Genomic DNA, 24,547 nt, shown 5'->3' with positions numbered 1-24,547 from the left:
TGTTTTAGATCTTGTATTGCTCGAACAGCAGGTAGATCGGATTTTTTATTCCTATTGCTTTGAAAACTATGAAATTTGTGTGCTATAACAGTGCAGACAGTTAATGAATGAACACTGCAAATGCCTCCCATTTGTGCAGTGAATAATATAGGGTGAATCACGTTGGAACTTCTATCTGGTGGTGAAATGCTCGTTCGCGCATTAGCGGATGAAGGCGTTGAACATGTTTTTGGATATCCAGGCGGCGCAGTACTGCATATTTATGATGCGCTATTTCAACAAGACAAAATTAATCATTACCTCGTACGTCACGAACAAGCTGCCGGTCACATGGCGGATGCTTACTCACGCGTAACAGGTAAAACTGGTGTTGTGCTGGTCACTTCTGGCCCAGGCGCGACCAATACCGTTACTCCAATTGCAACGGCTTATATGGACTCCATTCCAATGGTGATCCTGTCTGGTCAGGTTGCAAGCCATTTGATCGGTGAGGATGCGTTCCAAGAAACTGATATGGTCGGTATTTCTCGCCCAATCGTGAAGCACAGCTTCCAGGTTCGCCATGCCAGCGAAATTCCTTCAATTATCAAAAAAGCATTCTATATCGCGTCATCTGGCCGTCCAGGTCCAGTCGTAGTTGATATTCCTAAAGATGCAACCAACCCGGCAGAGAAATTTGCTTACGAATATCCTGAAAAAGTGAAGATGCGTTCGTATCAACCACCATATCGTGGTCACTCAGGTCAAATCCGTAAAGCGATTGATGAACTGATTCATGCGAAACGCCCAGTCATTTACTCAGGCGGCGGCGTGGTTCAGGGCAATGCTTCAGCACAATTAACTGAGCTTGCACATCTATTGGGTTACCCGGTTACCAATACCCTGATGGGCCTTGGCGCATTCCCAGGCGATGATCCACAATTCATCGGCATGTTGGGTATGCACGGAACTTACGAAGCCAACATGACCATGCACAATGCAGACGTGATTCTGTGTGTAGGCGCACGTTTCGATGACCGTGTAACCAATAACCCGGCGAAATTCTGTCCGAATGCCAAAGTCATTCACATTGACATCGATCCGGCGACCATTTCTAAAACCATCATGGCGCACATTCCAATCGTGGGTGCAGTAGAACCTGTGCTGAACGAAATGCTGAACCAGTTGAAGCAAATGAATGTGTCCAAGCCAAATCCTGAAGCGATTGCGGCATGGTGGAAACAGATTGATGAATGGCGTCAGGTTCATGGCTTGAAGTTTGATGTACCGACTGATGGCTCAATGAAGCCTCAGCAAGTGGTTCGTGCTCTAGACAAAATCACCAATGGTGAAGCGATCATCACGTCTGACGTTGGTCAGCACCAGATGTTCGGCGCGTTACACTATCGCTACAAACGTCCTCGTCAATGGATCAACTCTGGTGGTCTAGGTACGATGGGTGTAGGTCTGCCATATGCGATGGCGGCGAAACTTGCATTCCCGGATCAGCAAGTAGTTTGTATTACTGGTGAAGCATCGATTCAGATGTGTATCCAGGAACTTTCTACCTGTAAGCAATATGGCTTGAACGTGAAAATCCTGTGCCTGAACAACCGTGCCTTAGGTATGGTGAAACAGTGGCAGGACATGAACTACGAAGGTCGTCACTCTAGCTCTTATGTAGAGTCTTTACCTGACTTTGCAAAATTGATGGAAGCTTATGGTCATGTAGGTATTCAGATTGACCATGCGGATGAGCTTGAGTCTAAGCTTGAAGAAGCGATGGCGATCAATGATAAGTGCGTATTTATTAACGTAATGGTTGACCGTACAGAACACGTATATCCAATGCTGGTTGCGGGTCAATCGATGCAGGATATGTGGTTAGCAAAAGGGGAGCGCACGAAATGAGACATATTATCTCTGTACTCGTAGAAAACGAAGCAGGCGCGCTTTCTCGCTTGGTGGGTTTATTCTCACAACGCGGCTACAACATTGAAACATTGAACGTTGCGCCAACTGAAGACCCAACACTTTCACGTCTGACTTTGACGACTTATGGTGATGATCACAAGATCGAACAGATCACCAAACAGCTGAACAAGCTGGTAGAAGTGGTTAAAGTCGTGGATCTGTCTGAAGGTGCGCACATTGAACGTGAGTTGATGCTGATCAAAGTGAAAGCTTTAGGCGCAACCCGTGATGAAATCAAACGTACGACCGATATTTTCCGTGGTCAGGTGGTTGACGTAACACCAACAACTTACACGATTCAAATCGCGGGTACGACTGAAAAAATCGACGGTTTTATTGATGCATTAGCGGAAAACACGATTTTGGAAGTGGTACGTTCAGGCGTGTCAGGTATCGCACGCGGCGAAAAAGTACTAACCATCTAAATTTTTTAAATTATTTCCTCATTCTAATAAGAAGGGGGCTTCAGGCAATGTGATCAAGGATCATTGCCTGGTGAAACGGACACACAAGCATTTAAGCGGAGACAGCAATGCAAATTTTTTACGATAAAGACTGCGACTTATCTATTATCCAATCTAAGAAAGTAGCAATCATTGGTTATGGTTCACAAGGTCACGCACACGCGCTTAACCTTAAAGATTCTGGCGTTGACGTAACTGTTGGTCTACGCGCGAATTCTACTTCTTGGAAAAAAGCTGAAAACGCTGGTCTTAAAGTTGCTGAAGTTCCTGCTGCTGTAGCTCAAGCTGACGTAGTAATGATCTTGACTCCAGATGAGTTCCAAGCTCAACTTTACCGCGACGTGATCGAGCCAAACATCAAAGAAGGCGCGACTCTTGCATTTGCTCACGGTTTCTCTGTTCTTTACAACCAAGTTGTTCCACGTAAAGACTTAGACGTAATCATGGTTGCGCCTAAAGCTCCTGGTCACACTGTACGTTCTGAATACCAACGTGGTTCAGGTGTTCCTGACTTAATCGCGATCCACCAAGATGCTTCTGGTAATGCTCGTAATGTTGCGCTTTCTTACGCTTCAGGTGTAGGTGGTGGCCGTACTGGTATCATCGAAACTTCTTTCCGTGAAGAAACTGAAACTGACCTGTTCGGTGAGCAAGCGGTTCTTTGTGGTGGTGCTGTTGAACTGGTTAAAATGGGCTTCGAAACTCTGGTTGAAGCTGGTTATGCGCCTGAAATGGCTTACTTCGAATGTCTACACGAACTTAAACTGATCGTTGACTTGATGTTCGAAGGTGGTATCGCTGACATGAACTACTCAGTATCTAACAACGCTGAGTACGGTGAATACGTAACTGGTCCTGAAGTTATCAACGAACAGTCTCGTGAAGCAATGCGTAATGCGCTTAAACGTATCCAATCTGGTGAATATGCGAAGATGTTTATCCAAGAAGGTGCGTTGAACTACCCATCTATGACTGCTCGTCGTCGTCAAAACGCTGCACACGGTATTGAACAAACTGGTGCTAAACTGCGTGCGATGATGCCATGGATTCAAGCAAACAAAATCGTTGATAAAGAGAAAAACTAATTTCTTGAATCATTTGATTTGAATGCGAAAACCCACTCACTAGAGTGGGTTTTTTTATATAGTCGAATAATAATTTAAATAAATATAAAAAGATAAGATGAAAGATTGAACTGAATTTTTAATATAGAAAATCATATCTATGCTTGGACTGAAGTAGGAGTAGGTGATCAAGAGTTTGAGCAATATGCATTCGAATTAAAAAATACCAAAACTTCATGGCAGCAAATCCAAACAATTATTTATCGTGATGTATTGTGGGGTAGTTGGCTTTCATTAAGTTTGTGGTTAGCTGTCTTAATTTTAATTTTAATTTTATTGCTTAGAGCAGCTTTGTTGGTTGACTGGGGATTTGAAGATAAAATGTTATCTCAAAAAATAAATCATATTCAAAAATGGCAACTATTTTACAAGTTGAATTCATTGGCATGGATCAGGTATTTAATCGGTTATTGGTTGAGCATAAGTATAGTAAAGAAATTGAAAAGGTAGATGGAACAGACATAAAGCATCAGCAAGTTTGATAATGTAAGAAATGCTAAGCTCCCATAAATCAATTCATAAAACAGTCACACCCGAGCCCCATACTTAAAAGTATAGATAGTTATATCTCATTAACTTTTAAATGCTTGGAAATAGCCGAATTTTGAGTAAGAGCAAGGCAAGAAGCGGCTTACAGATACATTTTCACCAAAGTCTTGTGCGCTATAACTGCACTATACTCAAAACACATTCGATCCTTCTCAGGTTTTGTTAAAGGCTAGTATTCTCAAAGAATGAATTGAATGTAGTGATCCAGACGTATTTCAATGAATGCCAGTATACATAAATCATCTATTAACAGTTCAGATAGGTCGGATTGAAAGGTTAGAAAATATAGTGCAGGAGGCGATGGCCAGCGGTGGAGCAGTGATCGCTAATGATCATGGATGTACTTGTTTACAGCTGCAACATGATCGGAAAAGTTGGCTGATTGGGTTGGGATAGTAGTAAGAATTCATCTTTAGATGTCTGAATTAAGCGATTTATAACGATTACAGAAGGATGCGGACATTAACAAACTAAAAAGGTGAATAGCGATTATCTCATGTGTCAATTTGAACAAGCTCTATTTTTCAGTCGTGCAAAACCTGAAATACAGGGCATAAAACAATAAGAGCTCTACAATGAAATTTCAGAATGCAAAACTAAAATTTTTAGAAATTGATTTAAAAGGCTGTATTTATCTTAATCATTTTTCACATTCAGAACGCATTGCAGCTTTTTTTAAAATCATTAGCCGGTTGGGCAATGGCGTATTCTGGTATTTGATGCTCATTGCCGTCTGGCTGATTCAGGGCCTGATGTATACCTTACAGATTGTTTATCTGGTGTTTGGCAGTATGGTCGGAACCCTGATTTATAAACTATTAAAAACCAAAACAGTACGGCCACGTCCTTATCAGGTGCATCAGGTGATTCGGCTCTGTGAGCATCCGCTGGATCATTTTAGTTTTCCTTCGGGACATACCTTGCATGCAGTGATGGTGACCATTGTACTGGGTTATATCGTACCTTTCTTATTGTTTTTGATGCTGCCGTTTGCCATTTTAGTGGCGATCTCTCGAATGGTTTTAGGCTTGCATTATCCGAGTGATGTGGCGGTAGGAGCCATATTGGGTGCGCTGGTGGCGACCATGATTGTATTTACGGCACCTTTTTTTAATATCATGTTGTAAAAAATCACGAGATGATCCGGCAAAGACTCGCAGAATTTTGCAGATTTGCTAAAGTACTACATCACAGTAAATAGGCTTAGGAATAGACATGGGTTTACGTTGGACAGATACCCTCGATATCGCGATTGAATTATATGAAGCGCATCCAGACGTGGATCCGCAATGGGTTCGCTTTACCGACCTGCATGCCTGGGTATGTGCACTTCCTGATTTTGAAGACGATCCAACCAAATCAACCGAAGGGCTTCTGGAAGCCATTCAAATGGCATGGATTGACGAAGCACGTTAATTGCCAGTTTGAAAAAAGCAATTTTTTTACAGTTTAAAGGCAGAAAAAAGTCCATTATTCGGTATAATGCGGCAAATTTTCATGTCAACAATTGACTTAAGGAGCCAATCATGGCTATTGAACGTACATTATCTATCGTAAAACCAGACGCAGTTGCTAAAAACCACATCGGTGACATCTTTGCTCGTTTCGAAAAAGCAGGTCTTAAAATCGTTGCGACTAAAATGAAACACCTGACTCAAGCTGAAGCTGAAGGTTTCTACGCTGAGCACAAAGAACGTGGTTTCTTCGGTGACCTAGTTGCATTCATGACTTCTGGTCCAGTTGTTGTTTCAGTTCTTGAAGGCGAAAACGCTGTTCTTGCTCACCGTGACATCCTTGGCGCGACTAACCCTAAAGAAGCTGCTCCTGGTACAATCCGTGCAGACTTCGCTGTAAGCATCGACGAAAACGCTGCTCACGGTTCTGACTCTGTAGCATCTGCTGACCGCGAAATTAACTACTTCTTCGCGCAAACTGAGATTGCTCCACGTACTCGTTAATACGCAGTATTCAAACCAGATAAGTGTTATTATACTTATCTGGTTTTTTTATTCTCTGAATAATTCTTTGCTCAGATATTGAGCTTCTCCTTTCATCTTTAGACATGGTTTAGGTATACACATGAGTACTGAAGTGGTCGCTACATCAGCAGTTTCTGATGCACAGCAACAATCTCCGTCCACTCCTGCACAGCAAAATTCTGTGGAAAAAGTGAACTTACTAGGCATGTCACGTCCGCAAATGGAAAAATTCTTCGAAGATATGGGCGAGAAGAAGTTCCGTGCCGGTCAGGTGATGAAATGGATTCATCAGTATTTCGTGACTGATTTTGCCGAGATGACCAATATCTCGGGCAAGCTGCGTGAAAAACTGGAAAAGATTTGTGAAATTAAAGCGCCAGAAGTAGTGCATAAAAACTATTCCAAAGACGGTACCCGTAAATGGGTGTTCCGTGTCGGTGATGGTGATGGCTCTCTGGTTGAAACTGTCCTGATTCCGGCAGAGGATAAAACTGGTTCACGTAAGACCCTGTGTATTTCTTCACAAGTGGGCTGTGCCCTAGACTGTTCATTCTGTTCAACCGGTAAGCAAGGTTTCCAGCGTGACCTGACTCAAGCTGAAATCATTGGTCAGTTATGGATGGCCAACTACTCCTATATGGAAGAAGTGCCTGTGGCTGAGCGTGAGCGTTCAGTGACCAATGTGGTGATGATGGGCATGGGCGAGCCATTGCTGAACTATGATGCTGTATTAAACTCTATGCGCATCATGCTGGACGATTTTGCTTATGGCATGTCTAAACGCCGCGTAACGCTTTCAACGTCTGGTGTCGTGCCGAAGATTGACCAATTGGCGCAAGATATTGATGTGGCTTTGGCGATTTCATTACACGCAACCAATGACGAGCTGCGTAATGAACTGGTGCCAATCAACAAAAAATATCCGCTAGAGCAGCTTATTGCCGCTTGTCAGCGCTACATCACTAAAGATGGTAATGAAAGTGCGCGTAAGCACGTGACTATCGAATATGTAATGCTGGATGGCGTAAATGACAAACCTGAACATGCCCAGCAGATGATCAAGCTGCTTAAAGATCTGCCAAGCAAGATTAACCTGATTCCATTTAACCCGTTCCCGCATGCGCCATATGGCCGTTCAAGCCGTAACCGGATTATTTCTTTCCAAAAAACTTTGTCTGATGCCGGTTTTGTGTGTACGATTCGTCAGACACGTGGTGATGATATTGACGCTGCGTGTGGACAACTGGTAGGACAAGTTGCTGACCGTACCCGTCGTGCGGAACAGTGGAAAAAGAAAATTGCGCAGTCCAATGAGATTATGCGCTCACAAGGATAACAAGAGGTCGCCAATTGAGTAGTCTGACATCTAAACTTGCTTTGGTTTCAGTAGTATGTGGGTCTTTGGTTTTAACTGCGTGTCAAACGCCAGATCTGGGTCAGAAGGATCCGGAAAAAGCCACCAAGGTTCGTACTCAGTTGGCGGTTGAATATCTTAAAAACGGTGATCTGGATTCAGCCAAACGTGCGCTGGATCAGGCACTGGAAACTAATCCGCGTGATTCGCAAGCCAATATGATGATGGGGGTGCTGCTTCAGCAGGAAGGCAGCAAACCCAATCTTGAAAAAGCTGAAGGTTATTTCAAGCGTGCAATTTCGGCAGATCCAAAAAATGCCCAGGCACGAAATAACTACGGCACCTATTTATATCAGCTTGAGCGCTATAAAGATGCGATCGAGCAGTTCGAAATTGCCGGCGCAACCTTAGGTTATGACCAGCGTTTTCGTGCCCTTGAGAATATGGGACGGATTTACCTGAAACAGGGTGATCTGGTGAATGCTGAAAAATCATTCAAACAGGCACTACAGGCTAATCGCGCTTCGTATATATCAATGTTAGAGTTGGCAGAAATTTTTTATCTGAACCAGCAGTTCCCGGCCGCGACTCAAATGTATGAACAGTTTGTACGTGGCGTGGGGCAGAAAAACCAGAGTGCCCGTGCGCTCTGGATTGGCATTCGCACTGCGCGTGCCAGTGGCGATCAGTTAGGCATGCAGGTTTTGGTCAATCAATTACGTGCATTGTTCCCTGAAAGCCCGGAATACCAACGTTATTTGCAATTACAGTACAGTACTGAGGCCGTATGGAAGTAAATCCTAATTCAGATTCGAATAATTCGAGCGTAGCTCCAAACGCGTTAGGAAATGTTCAGCGTCCAGGCGAGTACTTACGCAAGATTCGTATTAATCAGCAACGTGAGCTTGAAGACGTTGCCAAAGAACTCAATATTCCGGTAAAAACCCTGAATGCCTTGGAAAAGGATGATTATAAATCCTTGCCTGAAGCGACTTTTATTAAGGGTTATTACCGCACCTATGCCAAATATCTCGGTGTCGATGCTTCTAGCCTGATTCAGCGTTTTGATGAAATTTATGCCAATGATACCGGTATGGTTGCAACGCATGCTCTGAAAGATTCTCCAATCAAGATCATGGGTAAATTGCCAGGATCAAAGCGTGATCGTAACCGCAAATGGTTAAAACGCGGTCTGATTGCGCTGGTCGTAGTACTGATCTTGGGTGCACTGGTCGCCATGATCCAGAACTGGTCAGAAAGCAGTTCAAATAATGCTGAAGTTGCTGACACTTCTTCTGATGTTGAGATTTTGAATCTGGATGCCGGTGCTGCCATGTCCGGTGATCAGCTTAAGCTTGATTTTAGCCGTCCAACCTCTGTGCATATTGTAGATGCAGGCGGTAACGTGCTGGCCACTGGCCGTCAAGCGTCTACTATAGAGCTGAGCGGTGAAGCGCCATTCCAGATCCGACTGGATGATGCGACAGCAGTATCACTCAGTTTAAATAATGAAAGTATTGCATTGTCACCTTATACGGTTAACGGAAAAGCAGATTTCCGTTTATCACGTTAATGGTGAGCAGATAGGGCGAAATCATGATCGTAAATCCAATTCAGCGCCGTCCAACACGTAAAATTCGTGTCGGTTCTGTCTATGTCGGTGGTGATGCACCGATCACTGTTCAGTCAATGACCAATACTGAAACCTGTGATGTCGCAGCAACTGTTGCACAAATTCAGCGTTGTGTGGATGTAGGCGCGGACATCATGCGTGTCTCTGTGCCGAGTATGGAAGCAGCGGCTGCATTTGGTGAAATCCGTAAGCAAGTTGACGTACCACTGGTTGCAGATATTCACTTCGACTATAAAATTGCGTTGGCTGTTGCTGATCTGGGTGCAGACTGTCTGCGTATCAACCCGGGGAATATCGGTTCAGAAGCCAAGATTCGTGAAGTCGTGGCAGCAGCACGTCATAACGACATTTCTATGCGGATTGGCGTGAATGCCGGTTCACTGGAAAAAGATATCCAGAAAAAATATGGCGAGCCAACAGGTGAAGCACTGCTGGAATCTGCGATGCGTCATATCGACATTCTGGATCGTCTGAATTTCCATGAATTCAAAGTATCGGTCAAAGCATCAAACGTGTTTTTGACGATGGATGCCTATCGTCTGCTGTCTAAACAGATTGATAATCCACTGCACTTGGGTGTGACTGAAGCGGGTGTGTATCGTACCGGTTCAGTGAAATCAGCGATTGCTTTGGGTGGTCTGCTGATGGAAGGTATTGGCGATACCATGCGTATTTCTCTGGCAGCTGAGCCTGAAGAAGAAATCAAGATTGGTTTTGATATCCTGAAATCGCTGGGCCTTCGTTCTAACGGAATTAACTTCATTGCCTGCCCAAGCTGTTCACGTCAGGAATTTAACGTGATTAAAGTAATGCAGACCCTTGAAGAACGTTTGGAAGATGTCCGTGTTCCGATGGATGTGTCTGTAATTGGCTGTAAAGTGAATGGTCCGGGCGAAGCCAAAGAAGCCGATATCGGTGTAGTAGGTGCAAGTCCGCGCTCACTGGTGTATCGTAATGGTGAAAAGAGCCATTTAATCGATACCAATCAACTGGTTGATGAAATCGAATCAATGGTTCGTCAACGTGTTTCCGAGCTTGAAGAAGCCAAATCAAAAGAAATTATTCGCACAAGTTTTTCTGAGTAGATCATGAGTTCAATCGTCGCAATCAAAGGTTTTAATGACATTCTCCCAACGCAAACCCCAGCTTGGAGACGTCTTGAACAGCATCTGTCAGGTCTGATGGATGCCTATGGCTATCAACAGATCCGTTTGCCGATAGTTGAACAGACTAATCTGTTTAAACGTTCGATTGGTGATGCCACAGATATCGTTGAAAAAGAAATGTACACCTTTCTGGACAAAGGTAATCCGCCTGAGTCTCTGACTTTACGTCCTGAAGGAACAGCGGGCTGTGTACGTGCGATGCTGGAACATAACCTGCTTCGTGGTGCAACACCTAAAGTGTGGTATATCGGACCGATGTTCCGTTATGAAAAACCGCAAAAAGGCCGTTATCGTCAGTTCCACCAGTTTGGCGTGGAAACATTTGGTGTGGCAACGCCTGATCAAGATGCAGAACTGATCCTGATGACAGCACGTCTATGGAAACGTATGGGCGTGGCTGACAAGGTGCAACTCGAACTAAATACTTTGGGCGAGTCTGATGAACGTGCGGCGTATCGTGCGGCACTGGTAGAGTTCCTGCAAGCGCATAAAGCGGATCTGGATGAAGATTCTCAGCGCCGTCTGACGACTAATCCACTGCGTATTCTGGATTCGAAAGATGCCAAAACTCAAAGTATCCTAGAAAATGCGCCAAAACTTCATGACTTTATGGGTGAAGAAACACTGGCACACTTTAACCAGTTGCAACAGTATTTGTCAGATGCCGGTATCAGCTTTGTCATCAATCAGAAACTGGTACGTGGTCTGGACTACTACAACAAAACCGTATTTGAATGGACTACGACTCATTTAGGTTCACAAGGTACTGTGTGTGCCGGTGGTCGTTATGATGGCTTGGTCGGTCAATTGAAAGGCAAAGCGGATCAATCTGTACCTGCAGTTGGTTTCGCGATGGGGATGGAGCGTTTATTGCTTCTACTGGAACAGGTTGAAGATAATACGCCAGTACGTGATTGCGAAGTATTCCTGGTTGCCGATCCTGCTTCTCAAGGTAAAGCACTGGTGTTGGCCGAACAGATTCGTGATCAATTGGAAGCTGCAGGCAGTAATATTCGTCTGAAAGTCGGCTCACAAGGTTCAATGAAGTCGCAAATGAAAAAAGCCGATCAAGCCGGTGCTTTATATGCGGCCATTATCGGTGAGCGTGAACTTGAAGCACAAAGCTTTACGGTGAAAGAGCTGGCGACTGCAGAGCAATCTACTGTGCCATTTGCAGACTTTGTCGCATTTTTCAGTACTAAAATTTCTTCAAAATAATCGATAAAACATTAGGAAAAAGGTAATCGCATGAGCGCAATGACTGATGATGAACAACTTGAAAGTTTGAAATCCTTCACGAAGAAGTATGGTTCTTCGATCATTATCGGGATTCTGGTTGCGCTGATTGCCTTTTTCGGATGGGAATATTGGCAGAAGAAAAACCTGGCGGAATCGCAAATGCAGACTGCCAAGGTTCAGCAACTGATGGATGAAGCACAGGCTGCAGATGGTGATGCTTTTGCCAAGCTATCTGAAACTGCAGACAAGATTGTCAAAGAAGCGCCAGATTCAGCTCAAGCGATTCAAACCCAGTTGGTCATGGCGAAACTGGCTTATGACAAGCAGGATTACGCTGCTGCTGAGAAAGCATTACAAAAAGTTGAAAACTCTAAAGTTGATGATAAAGGCCTGGTTCAGGTCGTTAAATTGCGTCTGGCTTATGCACAATTAGCACAGAAAAAATATGATGCAGCCCTGAAAACTTTGGATGCAGTGACTGAACCTGCATTTAAAGCAACCGCCGATGAAGCACGTGGCGATATCTATGTTGCCAAAAATGATATTGAAAATGCCAAAAAAGTATATCAAAGTGCATGGGATGCTTTGATTGAACGTAAAGAAGAACGTCAAATTTTACAAATTAAGCTCGAAAGCGTAGGCGTGTTGGTCGATGACCCGGAAATCGAACGCCCAATTATAGAAACACAAGTGGAAGAAGCTGAATGAACAGAACATATAAAATCACCTGTGCTTTAACTGTTTTAACTCTTGCACTCGCTGGCTGTGCGGGTAAGACCAATAAAGTACCAGAAGTAAAACCGAATCCACTTCCAAAAATCAGTCAGACTAAAACACTTGTTCCTGTATTTTCGACCAGTGTTTCTTCAACAGAGAAGGCTGATCCGCTACGTTTACGTCTGGATGCGGATAACGGAGTCGTATTTGCGATCGACCCTAAGGGTGAAGTCACTGCTTTTAGTGGCAAGCAGCGCCTGTGGCAGAAAAAAGTCAGCAAAGATACTTTAAGCTCTGGCGTTGAAGCCGCTGATGGGATCGTGGTGGTTGGCAGCAACAAAGGCCAATTGATTGCACTGGATCAGCAGACTGGCGAACAACGCTGGACTGCACAATTGACTGGTGCCATCTTGGCGCCTTCACTGATTCATGCAGGTCGCGTAATTACTGTTACCAATGACGGTACTGTATATGCCCACGAAGTAGCTTCAGGCGCTCAGGTCTGGACCTATGATTTACCGAATGTCCAGTTTAGCCTGCGTGGCATGGCGGCTCCGGTGCCTTTAGATGTGCGTAATGTATTGATTGCGACTTCAAATGCTTATATTTATGCAATCGATGCCCTAAGTGGTGTGCCTAAATTACAGCGCCGTGTTGCGATCTCGGATGGCCGTTCGGACATTCAGCGTTTGATTGATATTGACGGTGATCCTGTCGTAGCAGGTCAGTTTATTGTGACCACCAGCTATCAAGGTCAGGTGACTGTATTTGATCTGGCTTCACAACAGGTGATCTGGAGTGAAGATGCCAGCAGTATCCAGCGGCCGGAAGTGGTGGGCAATGGCGTCTTCGTTGCCCAAACTGATGGTAAAATCAGTGCTTATGAAATTACCACTGGTCAGCCTTTATGGGAAAATGATCAGTTGTTGAATCGTCAGCTGAGCAATCCGGTAATGCTGGGAACTGAGCTTGTCGTAGGTGATCTGGACGGGGTATTGCACCTATTAGATCCATCAACAGGACAGATTATTGGCCGTGCTAAAACTTCTGGTGAAGTGCGTCATTTACGCGTAATTGACAACCAGCTCTATGTTTCGACTCGCAAGGGTGCATTAAGCATCTGGCAGAATCGTTAATTTTTGTTTGGCTTATGCTAAAATAAGCCAACCGTATTTTTTACGCGGGGTGATTGAATGTTCAATGCCCCGTGTTTTTATTTATTTTAGGCTTTAATCCTATTCCCTTTTTCTTCCAAAACTTTCTGATGTTCAGGCCATTTTTAGACAGCCTGATATTGAATAAAGGTTAATCTATGAAACCCGTAATTGCGCTCATTGGTCGTCCGAACGTCGGAAAATCAACTCTGTTTAACCAGATAACCAAGAGCCGTGACGCATTGGTGGCAGACTTTGCAGGTCTGACACGCGACCGTAAATATGGTGATGCGATCTATCAAAACAAATCTTTCATTGTCGTGGATACTGGTGGTATCGGTGAAAATGAAGGCGGTATTGACTCCTACATGGCTGAGCAGTCTAAAACTGCGATTCATGAAGCCGACATGATCATTTTTGTGGTCGATGCACGTGCCGGACTACTGGCATCTGATGAACAGATCGCTCGTGAACTGCGTACTTTGGGCAAGAAAGTTTTCCTTGTAGCTAACAAAGTTGATGGCGTACATGCTGAAGCTGCTCTGGTCGAGTTTTATAAACTCGGTATGGGCGAGCCTATGCAAGTGGCTGCTAGCCACGGCCGTGGCGTACAGCAAATGCTGGAAGAAGTACTTGAAGATGTGCCTGAAGATGAAAGCCCAGAAGAACATGACAAGAATACTGGCCTGCGTCTTGCAATTATTGGTCGTCCAAACGTAGGTAAATCAACACTGGTAAACCGTCTATTGGGTGAAGAGCGTGTTGTGGCGTTTGACCAGCCAGGTACAACGCGTGACTCGATCTATATTCCTTTTGAGCGTGATGGTCGTCAATACACCCTGATTGATACCGCTGGGGTACGCCGTAAAGGTAAGGTTGATGAAATGATTGAGAAATTCTCAATTGTGAAAACTTTACAGGCGATGAAAGATGCACATGTAGTTGTGATCGTGGTAGATGCCCGTGAAGGCATTGTAGAGCAGGACTTGCACCTGATCGGTTATGCACTGGAAGCTGGCCGTGCCATGGTGATTGCGATCAATAAATGGGACAACATGTCCGAATATGATCGTAAACAATGTAAGCTCGATGTAGAGCGTCGTTTTGACTTTATTCCTTGGGCGAAAATCCACCTGATTTCTGCGCTACATGGTACAGGTGTGGGTGAGATGTATCCATCGATTCACCGTGCTTATGATTCTTCACATCTGAAAGTATCACCAGCGAAGCTGACCCAGATTCTAAATGATGCCACTGAAGCGCACCAACCGCCTACTGTACAAGGTCGTCGCATCAAGATGCGTTATGCGCATATGGGCGGACAGAATCCACCTACTATCGTGGTTCATGGTAATAAGGTAGATAAGACACCTGCAGATTATCGCCGTTACTTGGAAAATGTATTCCGTAAAGTGTACAAGCTTGAAGGTACACCAGTAAAAATTGAATTTAAAACCTCAGAAAACCCATTTGAAGGTCGCAAGTCACAGCTGGATGAACGTACTGCTGCGCGTCGCCGTCGTTATGTACAGAAATTTAAGAAAGCCGAGAAAAAATTTAAACGTGGTTAATTGTCATATTTAAATAAAAAAGCCTGCAAAAGCAGGCTTTTTTATTTATTCATATTTTAGATTGAGCATTTTTTTGCTTTTTGATAAATACGGATATTTTCAAGATTAGCTAAAGCTACGTCAGCATCGGCTTGAGAAGCAGCAATATTATTTTGATTGTTATTGCCAGTAAAAGCATTGGTAATTTCAGTTGCGCGCGCAACTGTTTGTGATTGACCTGCAAAAGCAGATAATGCACCACTTGCAATACCTGCCAATTTAGAAACAGGATTATTGGCTTGAGCATTCGCCTGGTTAAGTGCATTTTGACTTGCTTCTAAGGTACGTTCAAAACTGCGCGCTTCTACTGCCAAATCTGTACAATCTAAACCTTTTAAGTATGTTGTTGAGTAGACACCGTTATTTTGATTTGAAGCATTATTATAATTAGAAGCATAAGCACGATCTGCACGTGCAACAGCAGCATTCGCCTGTGCGCGGCTACGCTCCATATTTGCTTCAGCTTGATCCATGATTGCACCGTTTCTAGCTCCCATAACTGCAGTAGCAGCTTCTAGCCAGGAGCCAGCTTGTGTTGAAAATGATAGTGCAGCAATTGTCGTACTGAATATGATTCGCTTAAACATATGACCCTCTGTTTTTCTATGTATAAAATTGTGGTTGGATTGTAACTATTTTTTATTCGATTAAAAATAGTTTGAAAGCTCAATTATTTATTTTGATTTACAGTATATTTTATTGTTTTATTTAAGTTTTATTAAAATATATTTTAAGATATTACCTATAGTTTGTCAGAGAGGCAATCAGGTTGATTTATACTGAAGGCCCTAAAAGTAACATTTTTTATAAGGGCGACTATTTTTGAAGTCTATTATTCATATTGATTGGGTTGCGCTGGCACCACGACTTAGGCATTTACAAGACTTAGATCGAAAAACCTATATTCAGCAGCGTAAACAATTAATTTATAGCTATCGTAATCAGTTGCTAGCTGCACATTTAGGTTGTGTTATTGACCAGCAGGACTTTACTACAACCGAATACGGCAAGCCTTATTTTCCAGCCCATCCAGACTTTGGTTTTAATCATACGCATAGCCAGAATTTTTATGCATTAGCAACAAGCAAACATATTCAGAATTTGGGAATTGACATTGAAGAACTTAATCGAAATGTACGTTTTGAAGCCTTAGCCCAACACGCTTTTCATCCTGAAGAGCTGAGACAGTGGCAGGCATTAGATTATGATCCTGAATACTGGTTTAAAGTCTGGACCACCAAAGAGGCGGTCCTAAAAGCCTCAGGACTCGGAATCCGGATAAACCTCAATGAGCTGAATACCCAAATCCATCCACATCAGGATGGTGGACGTTGTGAACATCCAGAAATTGGAATTTATGCCTATCAAAACTATACTTTAGCGGGTTGCATGCTCACTGTGGCCTGGCAAAGCGAGTATTCTTGTAAAGGCCTAAGATTTCCAGTGATTCAGATTCATCAAGCTGTTTGAAAGTAGAGTAAGCCCAAAATATTTCTTATTGTTTGGCAATCATTAAATTACTCAGCCGGTTAACGAACTGTGGACTCATTCGAGATAAGTGAAATAAAAACTTACTCTTGAATCCGACTGGATGATGGGTCACTTGCCAAATTGAATCTTTTAGCTGTGCCAGTTTGAAAATATCCTGCGCTACATCCTCAGCTTTTAGATGCACGCCCATTTTTTTGATACTTTCGGCCTGCATATCTTTCACCATTGCAGTGCTAACAAAAAGCGGCATCACATCAAATACCCGAATGCCATATTTTTGCCATTCGATATCTAGTCCTTCAGTCAAACCACGAACCGCAAATTTGCTGGTTGCATAGGAAGCCAGATCCGCTTGGCCATAAATCGCCGATGCTGAAGACAGGTTAATGACCCGGGCAAAGGAAGCCTGCTTTAAGTAGGGTAAAGCAGCATGACAGCCATTCAGGACGCCTTTAATATTCACGTCAAGGGTGCGATGGTGATTAGTAATATTCGTTTCTTCAAAAGGACCAGAATATAAAATCCCGGCATTATTTACCAGAATATTGATTTCACCTGACCAGGATGCGAATTCAGATAGAGTAGTTTCCCATGATGCATAATCGGTTACATCCAGAAAGCCAGCTTTGGCATGTTCACCGAGTTGCTGGGCCAATTGTTCTGCCTGTTCAAGATTAATATCATAAATTCCGACTTTATAACCTTGCTGGTAAAATAGCCTGGCTGTCGCGGCACCAATTCCTTGTGCTGCACCACTAATCAATATACTGTGCATGTGCTTGATCTCCTTATTGTCTTTTTTTCTTGAGCATAGCAAGAGACAGGCAAAATAATGCGGCTATTTGGTAAAGAAGAGGTTTTACGGTGGAACAATTACTCCAAGTCATGCGTGAGTTACGTGAAAAATGTCCATGGGATCAGCAACAGACTCCCGAATCTTTAACCAAATATGCGATTGAGGAAGCCTATGAAGTTGAAGCAGCAGTGCGCTCTGGCCAAGCTGATGAGGTGCGGGATGAATTGGGTGATTTGCTGTTACAGGTCGTATTTCAGTCACAAATGTATAGCGAGCAGGGCGCTTTTGATTTTCATGATGTAGTTCAGGCGATTACGGATAAGCTGATTCGTCGTCATCCGCATGTATTTCAGGCTGAACAGTTTGCACAGCTGAGTCCTGAAGATGTCTCGGTACTCTGGAAAGAAATCAAGCAGAAAGAAAAACAGGGTAAGCCACGTTCACGTTTGGATGAGATCAAGCATGCACCTGCACTGCAACAGGCGGATGAGATCCAGAAAAATGTCGCCAAAATCGGCTTTGACTTTCCAGATGTCGCGGGTGCCTATGGCAAGCTGGAAGAAGAACTGGCTGAACTCAAAGAAGCCGTTGCTGGACAAAATTCCGATGAAATACTCGAAGAATTTGGAGACTGCTTATTTTCACTGGTGAATGTTGGTCGTAAACTTGGTGTCTCAAGCGAGATGGCATTATTGGGCACGATCCATAAATTCCGGACTCGCTTTGCCCTGATGGAAGATCGGGCAGAACAACAGCAACTCAATCTGGAAAGCCTGTCATTGGCTGAATTGGATCAGCTCTGGGAACAGGCCAAATTAGAATTAAAACAAAGAGCCGCTCATGAACAAAGTACAACATCGCATAGGTCCAGCATGGATTAATACTGTCCTGCTAGGCATTTGGCTGGCCTATACTTCAATTGGAACAGTACATGCAACTGCAACCGATTATGCAGAATGGAAAGTACGTCAGCAGCAGCATGATGCACGCCTGAAGAAGAAAATTGCTGCTGCTACCCCCGTTTCTGAAAACAATCATTATCTGGCTAAACCTGCATTATCCGCCTCTTCAGCTGCTGATAAAATCAGTCTGAATCAGGCCAGTATTGAGCAGTTACAGCAGTTAAATGGCATCGGGCAGAAGAAAGCGGAAGCGATCATTGAATACCGGCAGAAAAACGGTAAATTTAAAACATTTGAAGATATTCAACAGGTCAAAGGCATCGGGCCGGCCTTATTTGCCAAAAACAAGGATAAACTGGCTTTGTAACCCTGCTGAATTTATTGTAAATAAGCCATCCATCTGAACCATGAGAATGACATAATCAAATTGCCCTTTAGCGGTGTAAGCGATATGATTAGCGTCATCTTAGAATTTTACGTTCAGACGTAGGAGACAGCGTCTTTTGCAAACTTTGCGCGCGTCAAAATGTGGTTTATCAACCGCTCAATTACCTTCTTATATTCTCGATGTGATTGATGCCTTAACCAAGGCAGGCTATGAAGCTTATATCGTAGGTGGTGGTGTCCGGGATCTGATGCTGGGTTTAAATCCCAAAGATTTCGATGCAGTGACCAATGCTACACCAGCTCAGGTTAAAGAAGTGTTCGGACGGCGTTGTCGGATTATCGGACGACGTTTCGAGCTGGCGCATGTCTATTCGGGCCGTGAACTGGTTGAAGTGGCAACTTTCCGTGCGCCTCCTAAAAAAGCGGTGACCTCTGCAGCAGGGATGATCCTGCGCGATAATAACTGGGGCACCATTGAGCAGGATTTTGCTCGTCGAGATTTTTCGATCAATGCCATGTATTACCAGCCACGCAAAGGTATCGTGCTGGATTTTTGCAATGCAGTAGATGATATTAAACACAAAACGCTGCGTTTACTGGGTGATCCGACTCTAAGATTTGAGGAAGATCCGGTCCGGATGCTGCGAACTTTACGTTTTGCAGCCAAACTCAATTTCAGTATTGATAAAGCCATTCTGGATATTTTCACTCCGGAAATGACCCAGCTTCTACGTGATGTGTCTCCACACCGTCTCTATGATGAATCGCAAAAGCTGTTCACTATGGGACATCTGAATCGTGTGATGCCAATGCTGATTGATTTTGGCATCTGGCGTCAGCTGTTTGCCGATATCAAGCCAAACATTACTGCATTTATTGAACTGGCAGCGAAAAATACCGATCAGCGTATTTCGATTGGCAAGACCATCAACCCGGCTTTCTTCTATGCGGTATTGTTGTGGCAACCGTTCCTGGAGCGCTGTGATTTTTATCTGTCTAAAGGGGTAGTGCCTGCGGAAGCACGTGCGCAAGCAGGACTGGATGTACTGAAACGTCAGGCTACCCGTACTGTGATTCCACGCTTTGCGGAAACTTTCATTCGTGAAGTCTGGGAAATGCAAACCCGCTTGCTCAATCCAAAACCGCAACAGATTGAAGCATTATCAGGTCATGCACGTTTCCGTGCCGGCTTTGACTTTTTGTTGCTGCGTGAAAAATCAGGCGATGAAACTGCACAAGGTATGGGAAGCTGGTGGGAAGCCTATCAGCAAATGGGCAGCGATGAAAAAGAGCGCGCCATTGCCCAATATAATCGTCAGCGTGCCAAGAGCCGTCGCAAGGCTTCTCAGGAAGAACATCTGGAACAGCGTCTGGCTGCACAAGATGTAGTAACCGAGATTGAACCTCTGGTGAATGAGCCGGAACCACGTAGCCGTCGTGCGCGTAAAGCCAAATTTGAGAATGAGCGTAGCAAACCGGTTTCTCATGTGGCGGCCAGTGCCAGCGGCGACATTGGTGCAGACCATCCAATTACCAAGCGTAAACGGGTGCAGCGTGATTTAAGCCAGGTTATTTTTGGGCCTACACAATGACAGTGACCTATATCGGTTTAGGAAGTAACCTGGGCGATTCACGCCAGATTCTGGCTGAAGCCGTGCAAAAGCTGGCAAGTCTGGGGCAGGTCAAAACCTCGCATCTATACCAAAGCCCACCTATGGGGCCACAAGATCAGCCGAATTATTTTAATGCTGTCGTACAGTTAATTACGGATCTGGCACCGCTGGATCTGCTGGATCGGTTGCAAGCCTTCGAACAGGAGGCTGGGCGTGTGCGTCTACGTCATTGGGGTGAACGTACCTTGGATCTGGATCTGCTTATTTATGGTGATGAACAGATTCAAAATGAACGGTTAACCGTACCGCATGTGGGCGTGCTGGAACGTGACTTTGTATTGGTGCCATTACTGGATATTGATGCCAACTTGCAGCTGAATGGAAACACATTAAAAGACCTGGACATCGTCAAGCAATCAACCTTAACGGTTTTTGACCGCACGAATTGGGCAAATATTTAATTTTTAATTATTGGCATGTTCGAGAGAACTTCAATAATAGAGGAACATCTTCATGATCAGTCTCAGTGATTTAAGACGATATAAAGCGGAAGGACGCAAATTTTCTTGCCTGACTTGCTATGACGCCAGTATGGCCAAAGCCATGGAAATTGCTGAAGTTGACAGTATTCTGATAGGCGACTCTTTGGGTATGTCGATTCAAGGTCGTGATTCAACCTTGCCTGTGACTGTAGAAGATATGGCTTACCATACCGCAGCGGTACGCCGTGGCAATCAGCATGCACTGATTATGACTGATCTGCCATTTATGAGTTATGCCACTCTGAATGATGCATTACAAAGCTCAAAAACGGTGATGCAGGCCGGTGCACAAATGGTCAAGATGGAAGGTGGTGCCTGGTTGGCGGAAACCGTTCAGGTTCTAACCCGTAACGGGATCCCAGTCTGTGTTCACTTGGGTCTCACACCGCAGTCGGTGCATGTCTTTGGTGGCTATAAGCTACAGGCCCGTACCCGTGAAGCGGCCGATCAACTGATTGCTGACTGTAAGGCAGTGGTTGAAGCCGGTGCAGCAGTGCTGTTGCTGGAATGCGTGCCTGCACAATTGGGTCAGGAAATTACTGAACTTTTCCCACATATTCCAGTGATTGGTATTGGAGCAGGGGCAGCCACTGATGGCCAGGTATTGGTCGTTCAAGACATGCTTGGTCTAACCTTTGGCCATACCGCGAAATTTGTACGTAACTTTATGAAAGAACAGTCTGGTGCGACTGCAATTCTGGATGCATTTAAAGCCTATCATGCGGCTGTTTTAGATGGTTCATTCCCAGCACCTGAACAAACATTCCAAGTCGAGTTGTAACATGAAAACAGAAACAACCATCCAAGGATTATCTGCTTCGCTCAATCCTGCACGTTCTGCGCGTAAAATTATTGGTTTTGTCCCGACCATGGGCAACCTGCATCAGGGGCATCTGAATCTGGTGCGTGAGGCGCGTAAACTGTGTGATGTCGTTGTTGTGAGTATTTTCGTTAATCCGATCCAGTTCGGACCTAATGAGGATTTTGATAATTATCCACGTACTTTAGAGCAGGATCAGCAGTTACTGGCAGATGTGGGTTGTGACATTGTCTTTGCCCCAACTGTAGAGCAGATGTATGGTAACAAGCCACGTCTGACCAATATCAGTGTATCTGGTATCACCAATGATCTATGTGGCTTACAGCGTCCAGGTCATTTTGATGGTGTAGCGGTCGTGGTGACCAAATTATTTAATATTGTTCAGCCTAACTATGCTTTCTTTGGTCAGAAAGATTATCAGCAACTGGCTGTGATTCGTCAGTTTGTTCAAGACCTCAATATTCCGCTGGAAGTGATTGGTGTACCGATTGCTCGTGCTGAAGATGGTCTGGCACTTAGTTCGCGTAATGGCTATCTAAGCGAGCAGGAACGTGCAACAGCACCAGTCATTTTCCAGAGTCTGAAAACTGCTGAGCAGCAGTTACATGCAGGTAAAACTTTGGAGGAAGCACTGGCAGGTATCCGTCAAACTTTGACAGATGCAGGTCTGGTAGTGGACTATGTAGAAGCCCGTACACCGGAATTGCAGAAAATTGATGAATTTAATCAGGATGTCGTGATTCTGATCGCGGCGAAATTAGGAAAAACTCGTCTGATTGATAATCTGCAGATCAAATACGCAGCTGGATAAGTAAAAGGATCGTAAGGCATGAAGCGCATTTTAATTGTGACAGGACAATCTGGCTCAGGTAAATCTTCTGCATTGCAGGTACTTGAAGACTTGGGTTATTACTGTATTGATAATCTGCCTTTGGCCTTACTTCCTGAAATTGTGGCGAAGCTGGACTGTGAAAATAATCTGGAACAGTTGGCGCTTGGGGTGGATGTACGTAGTACCCGTGCAGATTTGCAGGAATTCGACCATGTGTTTGAACAGCTGCAACAGCATGGTACGGTGGATGTCATCTATCTGACCACGCAGGATCAGGAGCTGATTGCCCGTTTTAGTGCGTCACGCCGTCCGCATCCTTTGGCTGCCCGTTTCAAGAGCCTGCATCAGTGTATTCAGGAAGAAAAAGTCCTGCTGATGCCAATCCAGCTCCGCTCTACAGTGCATATCGATACCACTGATAAAAGCGTACATGATCTGAAACATACCTTATTGTACAAGCTAGGGCAGACTGATAACCTGATTGTGATTCTGCAATCTTTTGGCTATAAGCATGGCATTCCTTTAGATGCCGATTATGTTTTCGACGTCCGTCATTTGCCGAATCCGCATTGGGAACTGGAACTGCGTAAATATTCAGGCCTGGATCAGCCGGTACAGGAATTCCTGGAAAAAAGTGATCAGGTCGAAGACATGTTCCAGGATATTTATCATTTTTTAGACAAATGGCTGCCGACCTTTGCTGAGGGTCATCGTCATTATATGACCATCTCGATTGGTTGTACTGGCGGCCAGCATCGTTCTGTTTATATTGTGGATAGACTAAAAAAAGCGCTTGAGGCAAAATGGTCTATTCAAGTCCTCCACCGAGAAATGAAGCACTGGTCATGATTGATACGACTGTTGACGTAATTAATAAACTAGGTTTACATGCGCGTGCATCAGGTAAACTCATTGAAGTTACCACCAAATTTCGTTCCAGTATCCAGATTGGCAAGTCGGACAAATTGGTTGATGCCAAAAATATTATGTCCTTGCTGATGCTTGGTGCGGGCAAAGGAACAACTTTACGCTTAGTGATTGAAGGTGCAGATGAGGAAAAGGCCTTATCTGAAATTCAGGCACTGTTTGCGGCAAAATTTTATGAGGCAGATTAATCGTGGCACGTCGACCGAGCAGTTTAACTGAAGAAGACTTTGAATCTTTAGAGGGACGCGCAAGTAAAACCGAACAGAAAAAAGCAGTTCAGCGTATGGCTGCTTTAGGCGCACAGTTGGCAGAACTGAGTGCGAAACAAATTAAAAATTTACCCGTTGAAGAACGTCTGATTGAAGCTTTGCTGGATGTCCAGCAAATCAGTTCACATGAAGCACGCCGTCGTCAATTTTCACGTATTGGTAAATTACTTCGTAATGAAAATGAAACCGTGATTCTGTCTTATCTGACTCCGAAACAGGGTTTGAAAAAGACAGCACAATTGCAGCGTTGGGTTGACCGTATTGTGAAAGATGGTGATCCTGCAATTAATGAATTTACCAAAACCTATAATGCGACAGAACGTCATACCTTACGTCAGCATTATTTACGTGTACATCGTGATCTAAAAAATCAGGCACCGGAAGAAGAACTGGCAGCCTCAAAGCAAAAGCTGTTTAACTATGTGCAGCAAGTTGCCCTGATTTCAGATAACTGATTGTAAATTGAATTAAAGAAAAGCGACATTTTGTCGCTTTTTTTATTCACTCTAATTAATTTTTATTTTCCATGAAAATTCAAGAATGTTCCTATAAGTCATTGTTAACTGTAAAAAAATGTAAACTTTTAATATTTTTGATTACGTAAAAAATTGGTTTTAGTGCATAAATAAACTATTTAAATCACTCAATATTTTATGATTATTAAGAATATTTAAAAAATAGAAATAAATTTAGGTCAAAGTTAATATGATTAGCGATTTATTTTTTCAGAAGGTGACAATAAGTATTTTCTATATATTTGAAAATTCAAAAGCTTTTATTTACCTAAAGATCAGAAGAAAAATGAGCTGTTTTTATCTTCCTCGGATTTCAGAACTCAGATGATATTGAAACAATTTGAAATGAATTCAGGGATTTCAAATAATTATATGTAATTTTTTATAAGAGGAATATTTTCTCAAGTAATTCTTAATATTTAAATATCAAGGTATTGAAGCTATCAATGTATCTTTAGAGAAATAAGTTAACAAATCCTTTGGTCGATAAATGAGATTTTAACGTTGAGTA

26 protein-coding genes are annotated in these 24,547 nt (G+C 43.7%); 24 read left to right on the top strand and 2 right to left on the bottom strand.

Annotated features, from left to right (window positions below):
- The first annotated feature begins 162 nt into the window (after positions 1 to 162).
- From FTU03_RS05930 to der, 14 genes are all read left to right on the top strand, one after another.
- Complete coding sequence (locus tag FTU03_RS05930) at positions 163 to 1,890, top strand: acetolactate synthase 3 large subunit (RefSeq protein ID WP_166139073.1); 1,728 nt, start codon at positions 163 to 165, stop codon at positions 1,888 to 1,890.
- On the top strand, positions 1,887 to 2,378 hold the full coding sequence (ilvN, locus tag FTU03_RS05925) for an acetolactate synthase small subunit (protein ID WP_004782091.1): 492 nt from the start codon (positions 1,887 to 1,889) through the stop codon (positions 2,376 to 2,378). Before FTU03_RS05930 ends, ilvN begins: the two co-directional genes overlap by 4 nt.
- Before the next feature lie 107 nt (positions 2,379 to 2,485).
- The gene (gene ilvC / locus FTU03_RS05920) at positions 2,486 to 3,502 is read left to right on the top strand and encodes a ketol-acid reductoisomerase (protein ID WP_004782092.1); all 1,017 of its coding nucleotides are present in this window, start codon (positions 2,486 to 2,488) and stop codon (positions 3,500 to 3,502) included.
- Positions 3,503 to 4,665: 1,163 nt separating this feature from the next.
- Positions 4,666 to 5,217 carry a phosphatase PAP2 family protein gene (locus tag FTU03_RS05915; RefSeq protein WP_004782094.1) on the top strand — a complete coding sequence of 184 codons (552 nt, stop codon included), beginning with the start codon at positions 4,666 to 4,668 and terminating at the stop codon, positions 5,215 to 5,217.
- Positions 5,218 to 5,305: 88 nt separating this feature from the next.
- Positions 5,306 to 5,506, top strand: coding sequence for a Fe-S cluster assembly protein IscX (iscX, locus tag FTU03_RS05910; protein WP_005232138.1), 201 nt, complete (start codon positions 5,306 to 5,308; stop codon positions 5,504 to 5,506).
- Positions 5,507 to 5,616: 110 nt separating this feature from the next.
- The gene (ndk, locus tag FTU03_RS05905; protein WP_004782097.1) at positions 5,617 to 6,048 is read left to right on the top strand and encodes a nucleoside-diphosphate kinase; all 432 of its coding nucleotides are present in this window, start codon (positions 5,617 to 5,619) and stop codon (positions 6,046 to 6,048) included.
- A 121-nt stretch (positions 6,049 to 6,169) separates the two neighbouring features.
- Positions 6,170 to 7,405 (top strand): 23S rRNA (adenine(2503)-C(2))-methyltransferase RlmN, encoded by a 1,236-nt coding sequence (gene rlmN, locus FTU03_RS05900; protein WP_005232136.1) that lies wholly within the window; start codon positions 6,170 to 6,172, stop codon positions 7,403 to 7,405.
- Between the two features lie 41 nt (positions 7,406 to 7,446).
- Positions 7,447 to 8,220, top strand: coding sequence for a type IV pilus biogenesis/stability protein PilW (gene pilW, locus FTU03_RS05895; RefSeq protein ID WP_373684495.1), 774 nt, complete (start codon positions 7,447 to 7,449; stop codon positions 8,218 to 8,220).
- Entirely contained in the window at positions 8,211 to 8,996 is a 786-nt protein-coding gene (locus tag FTU03_RS05890; RefSeq protein WP_179992375.1) for a helix-turn-helix domain-containing protein, read from the top strand. The genes pilW and FTU03_RS05890 overlap by 10 nt, the downstream gene beginning before the upstream one ends.
- Before the next feature lie 23 nt (positions 8,997 to 9,019).
- Positions 9,020 to 10,141, top strand: coding sequence for a flavodoxin-dependent (E)-4-hydroxy-3-methylbut-2-enyl-diphosphate synthase (ispG, locus tag FTU03_RS05885; protein WP_179992374.1), 1,122 nt, complete (start codon positions 9,020 to 9,022; stop codon positions 10,139 to 10,141).
- A 3-nt stretch (positions 10,142 to 10,144) separates the two neighbouring features.
- Positions 10,145 to 11,440 (top strand): histidine--tRNA ligase, encoded by a 1,296-nt coding sequence (hisS, locus tag FTU03_RS05880; RefSeq protein ID WP_179992373.1) that lies wholly within the window; start codon positions 10,145 to 10,147, stop codon positions 11,438 to 11,440.
- A gap of 30 nt (positions 11,441 to 11,470) precedes the next feature.
- Entirely contained in the window at positions 11,471 to 12,169 is a 699-nt protein-coding gene (locus FTU03_RS05875; protein WP_005232125.1) for a tetratricopeptide repeat protein, read from the top strand.
- Positions 12,166 to 13,314, top strand: coding sequence for an outer membrane protein assembly factor BamB (gene bamB / locus FTU03_RS05870; RefSeq protein WP_179992372.1), 1,149 nt, complete (start codon positions 12,166 to 12,168; stop codon positions 13,312 to 13,314). The genes FTU03_RS05875 and bamB overlap by 4 nt, the downstream gene beginning before the upstream one ends.
- A gap of 176 nt (positions 13,315 to 13,490) precedes the next feature.
- Complete coding sequence (gene der / locus FTU03_RS05865) at positions 13,491 to 14,903, top strand: ribosome biogenesis GTPase Der (protein ID WP_004782108.1); 1,413 nt, start codon at positions 13,491 to 13,493, stop codon at positions 14,901 to 14,903.
- 56 nt (positions 14,904 to 14,959) lie between these two features.
- Here the strand turns inward: der and FTU03_RS05860 are convergent, their stop codons facing one another.
- Positions 14,960 to 15,529, bottom strand: coding sequence for a hypothetical protein (locus tag FTU03_RS05860; protein ID WP_159124108.1), 570 nt, complete (start codon positions 15,527 to 15,529; stop codon positions 14,960 to 14,962).
- A gap of 268 nt (positions 15,530 to 15,797) precedes the next feature.
- Here FTU03_RS05860 and FTU03_RS05855 point away from each other — a divergent pair, with 268 nt between their 5' ends.
- Positions 15,798 to 16,412, top strand: coding sequence for a 4'-phosphopantetheinyl transferase superfamily protein (locus tag FTU03_RS05855; protein ID WP_257225581.1), 615 nt, complete (start codon positions 15,798 to 15,800; stop codon positions 16,410 to 16,412).
- Between the two features lie 25 nt (positions 16,413 to 16,437).
- Here the strand turns inward: FTU03_RS05855 and FTU03_RS05850 are convergent, their stop codons facing one another.
- Entirely contained in the window at positions 16,438 to 17,208 is a 771-nt protein-coding gene (locus tag FTU03_RS05850; protein ID WP_179992370.1) for an SDR family oxidoreductase, read from the bottom strand.
- 89 nt (positions 17,209 to 17,297) lie between these two features.
- Here FTU03_RS05850 and mazG point away from each other — a divergent pair, with 89 nt between their 5' ends.
- The 9 genes from mazG to yjgA all read left to right on the top strand — a co-directional run bounded on the left by mazG (position 17,298) and on the right by yjgA (position 23,976).
- Positions 17,298 to 18,110, top strand: a complete 813-nt coding sequence (gene mazG / locus FTU03_RS05845) for a nucleoside triphosphate pyrophosphohydrolase (protein WP_179992369.1) — start codon at positions 17,298 to 17,300, stop codon at positions 18,108 to 18,110.
- A complete protein-coding gene (locus FTU03_RS05840) occupies positions 18,070 to 18,498 on the top strand; it encodes a ComEA family DNA-binding protein (RefSeq protein ID WP_179992368.1) in 429 nt (142 codons plus the stop codon). Before mazG ends, FTU03_RS05840 begins: the two co-directional genes overlap by 41 nt.
- Positions 18,499 to 18,634: 136 nt before the next feature.
- The gene (gene pcnB / locus FTU03_RS05835; protein WP_179992367.1) at positions 18,635 to 20,110 is read left to right on the top strand and encodes a polynucleotide adenylyltransferase PcnB; all 1,476 of its coding nucleotides are present in this window, start codon (positions 18,635 to 18,637) and stop codon (positions 20,108 to 20,110) included.
- Positions 20,107 to 20,592, top strand: a complete 486-nt coding sequence (folK, locus tag FTU03_RS05830; protein ID WP_179992366.1) for a 2-amino-4-hydroxy-6-hydroxymethyldihydropteridine diphosphokinase — start codon at positions 20,107 to 20,109, stop codon at positions 20,590 to 20,592. Before pcnB ends, folK begins: the two co-directional genes overlap by 4 nt.
- 52 nt (positions 20,593 to 20,644) lie before the next feature.
- A complete protein-coding gene (gene panB, locus FTU03_RS05825) occupies positions 20,645 to 21,454 on the top strand; it encodes a 3-methyl-2-oxobutanoate hydroxymethyltransferase (protein WP_004782128.1) in 810 nt (269 codons plus the stop codon).
- A gap of 1 nt (position 21,455) precedes the next feature.
- Positions 21,456 to 22,304: a pantoate--beta-alanine ligase gene (gene panC / locus FTU03_RS05820; RefSeq protein ID WP_005232104.1), complete on the top strand. Its 849-nt coding sequence runs from the start codon at positions 21,456 to 21,458 to the stop codon at positions 22,302 to 22,304.
- An 18-nt stretch (positions 22,305 to 22,322) separates the two neighbouring features.
- Positions 22,323 to 23,174 (top strand): RNase adapter RapZ, encoded by an 852-nt coding sequence (rapZ, locus tag FTU03_RS05815; protein ID WP_004782131.1) that lies wholly within the window; start codon positions 22,323 to 22,325, stop codon positions 23,172 to 23,174.
- Complete coding sequence (locus FTU03_RS05810; protein ID WP_034169914.1) at positions 23,171 to 23,440, top strand: HPr family phosphocarrier protein; 270 nt, start codon at positions 23,171 to 23,173, stop codon at positions 23,438 to 23,440. Before rapZ ends, FTU03_RS05810 begins: the two co-directional genes overlap by 4 nt.
- Before the next feature lie 2 nt (positions 23,441 to 23,442).
- Positions 23,443 to 23,976 (top strand): ribosome biogenesis factor YjgA, encoded by a 534-nt coding sequence (gene yjgA / locus FTU03_RS05805; RefSeq protein ID WP_179992365.1) that lies wholly within the window; start codon positions 23,443 to 23,445, stop codon positions 23,974 to 23,976.
- Positions 23,977 to 24,547 lie beyond the last annotated feature (571 nt).

The sequence above is a fragment of the Acinetobacter sp. YH12046 genome, assembly GCF_013419905.1.
Classification (GTDB): Bacteria; Pseudomonadota; Gammaproteobacteria; order Pseudomonadales; family Moraxellaceae; genus Acinetobacter.
The sequence above is the reverse complement of the archived record's forward strand: the minus strand, read 5'-3'. Positions and strand labels throughout refer to the sequence as shown.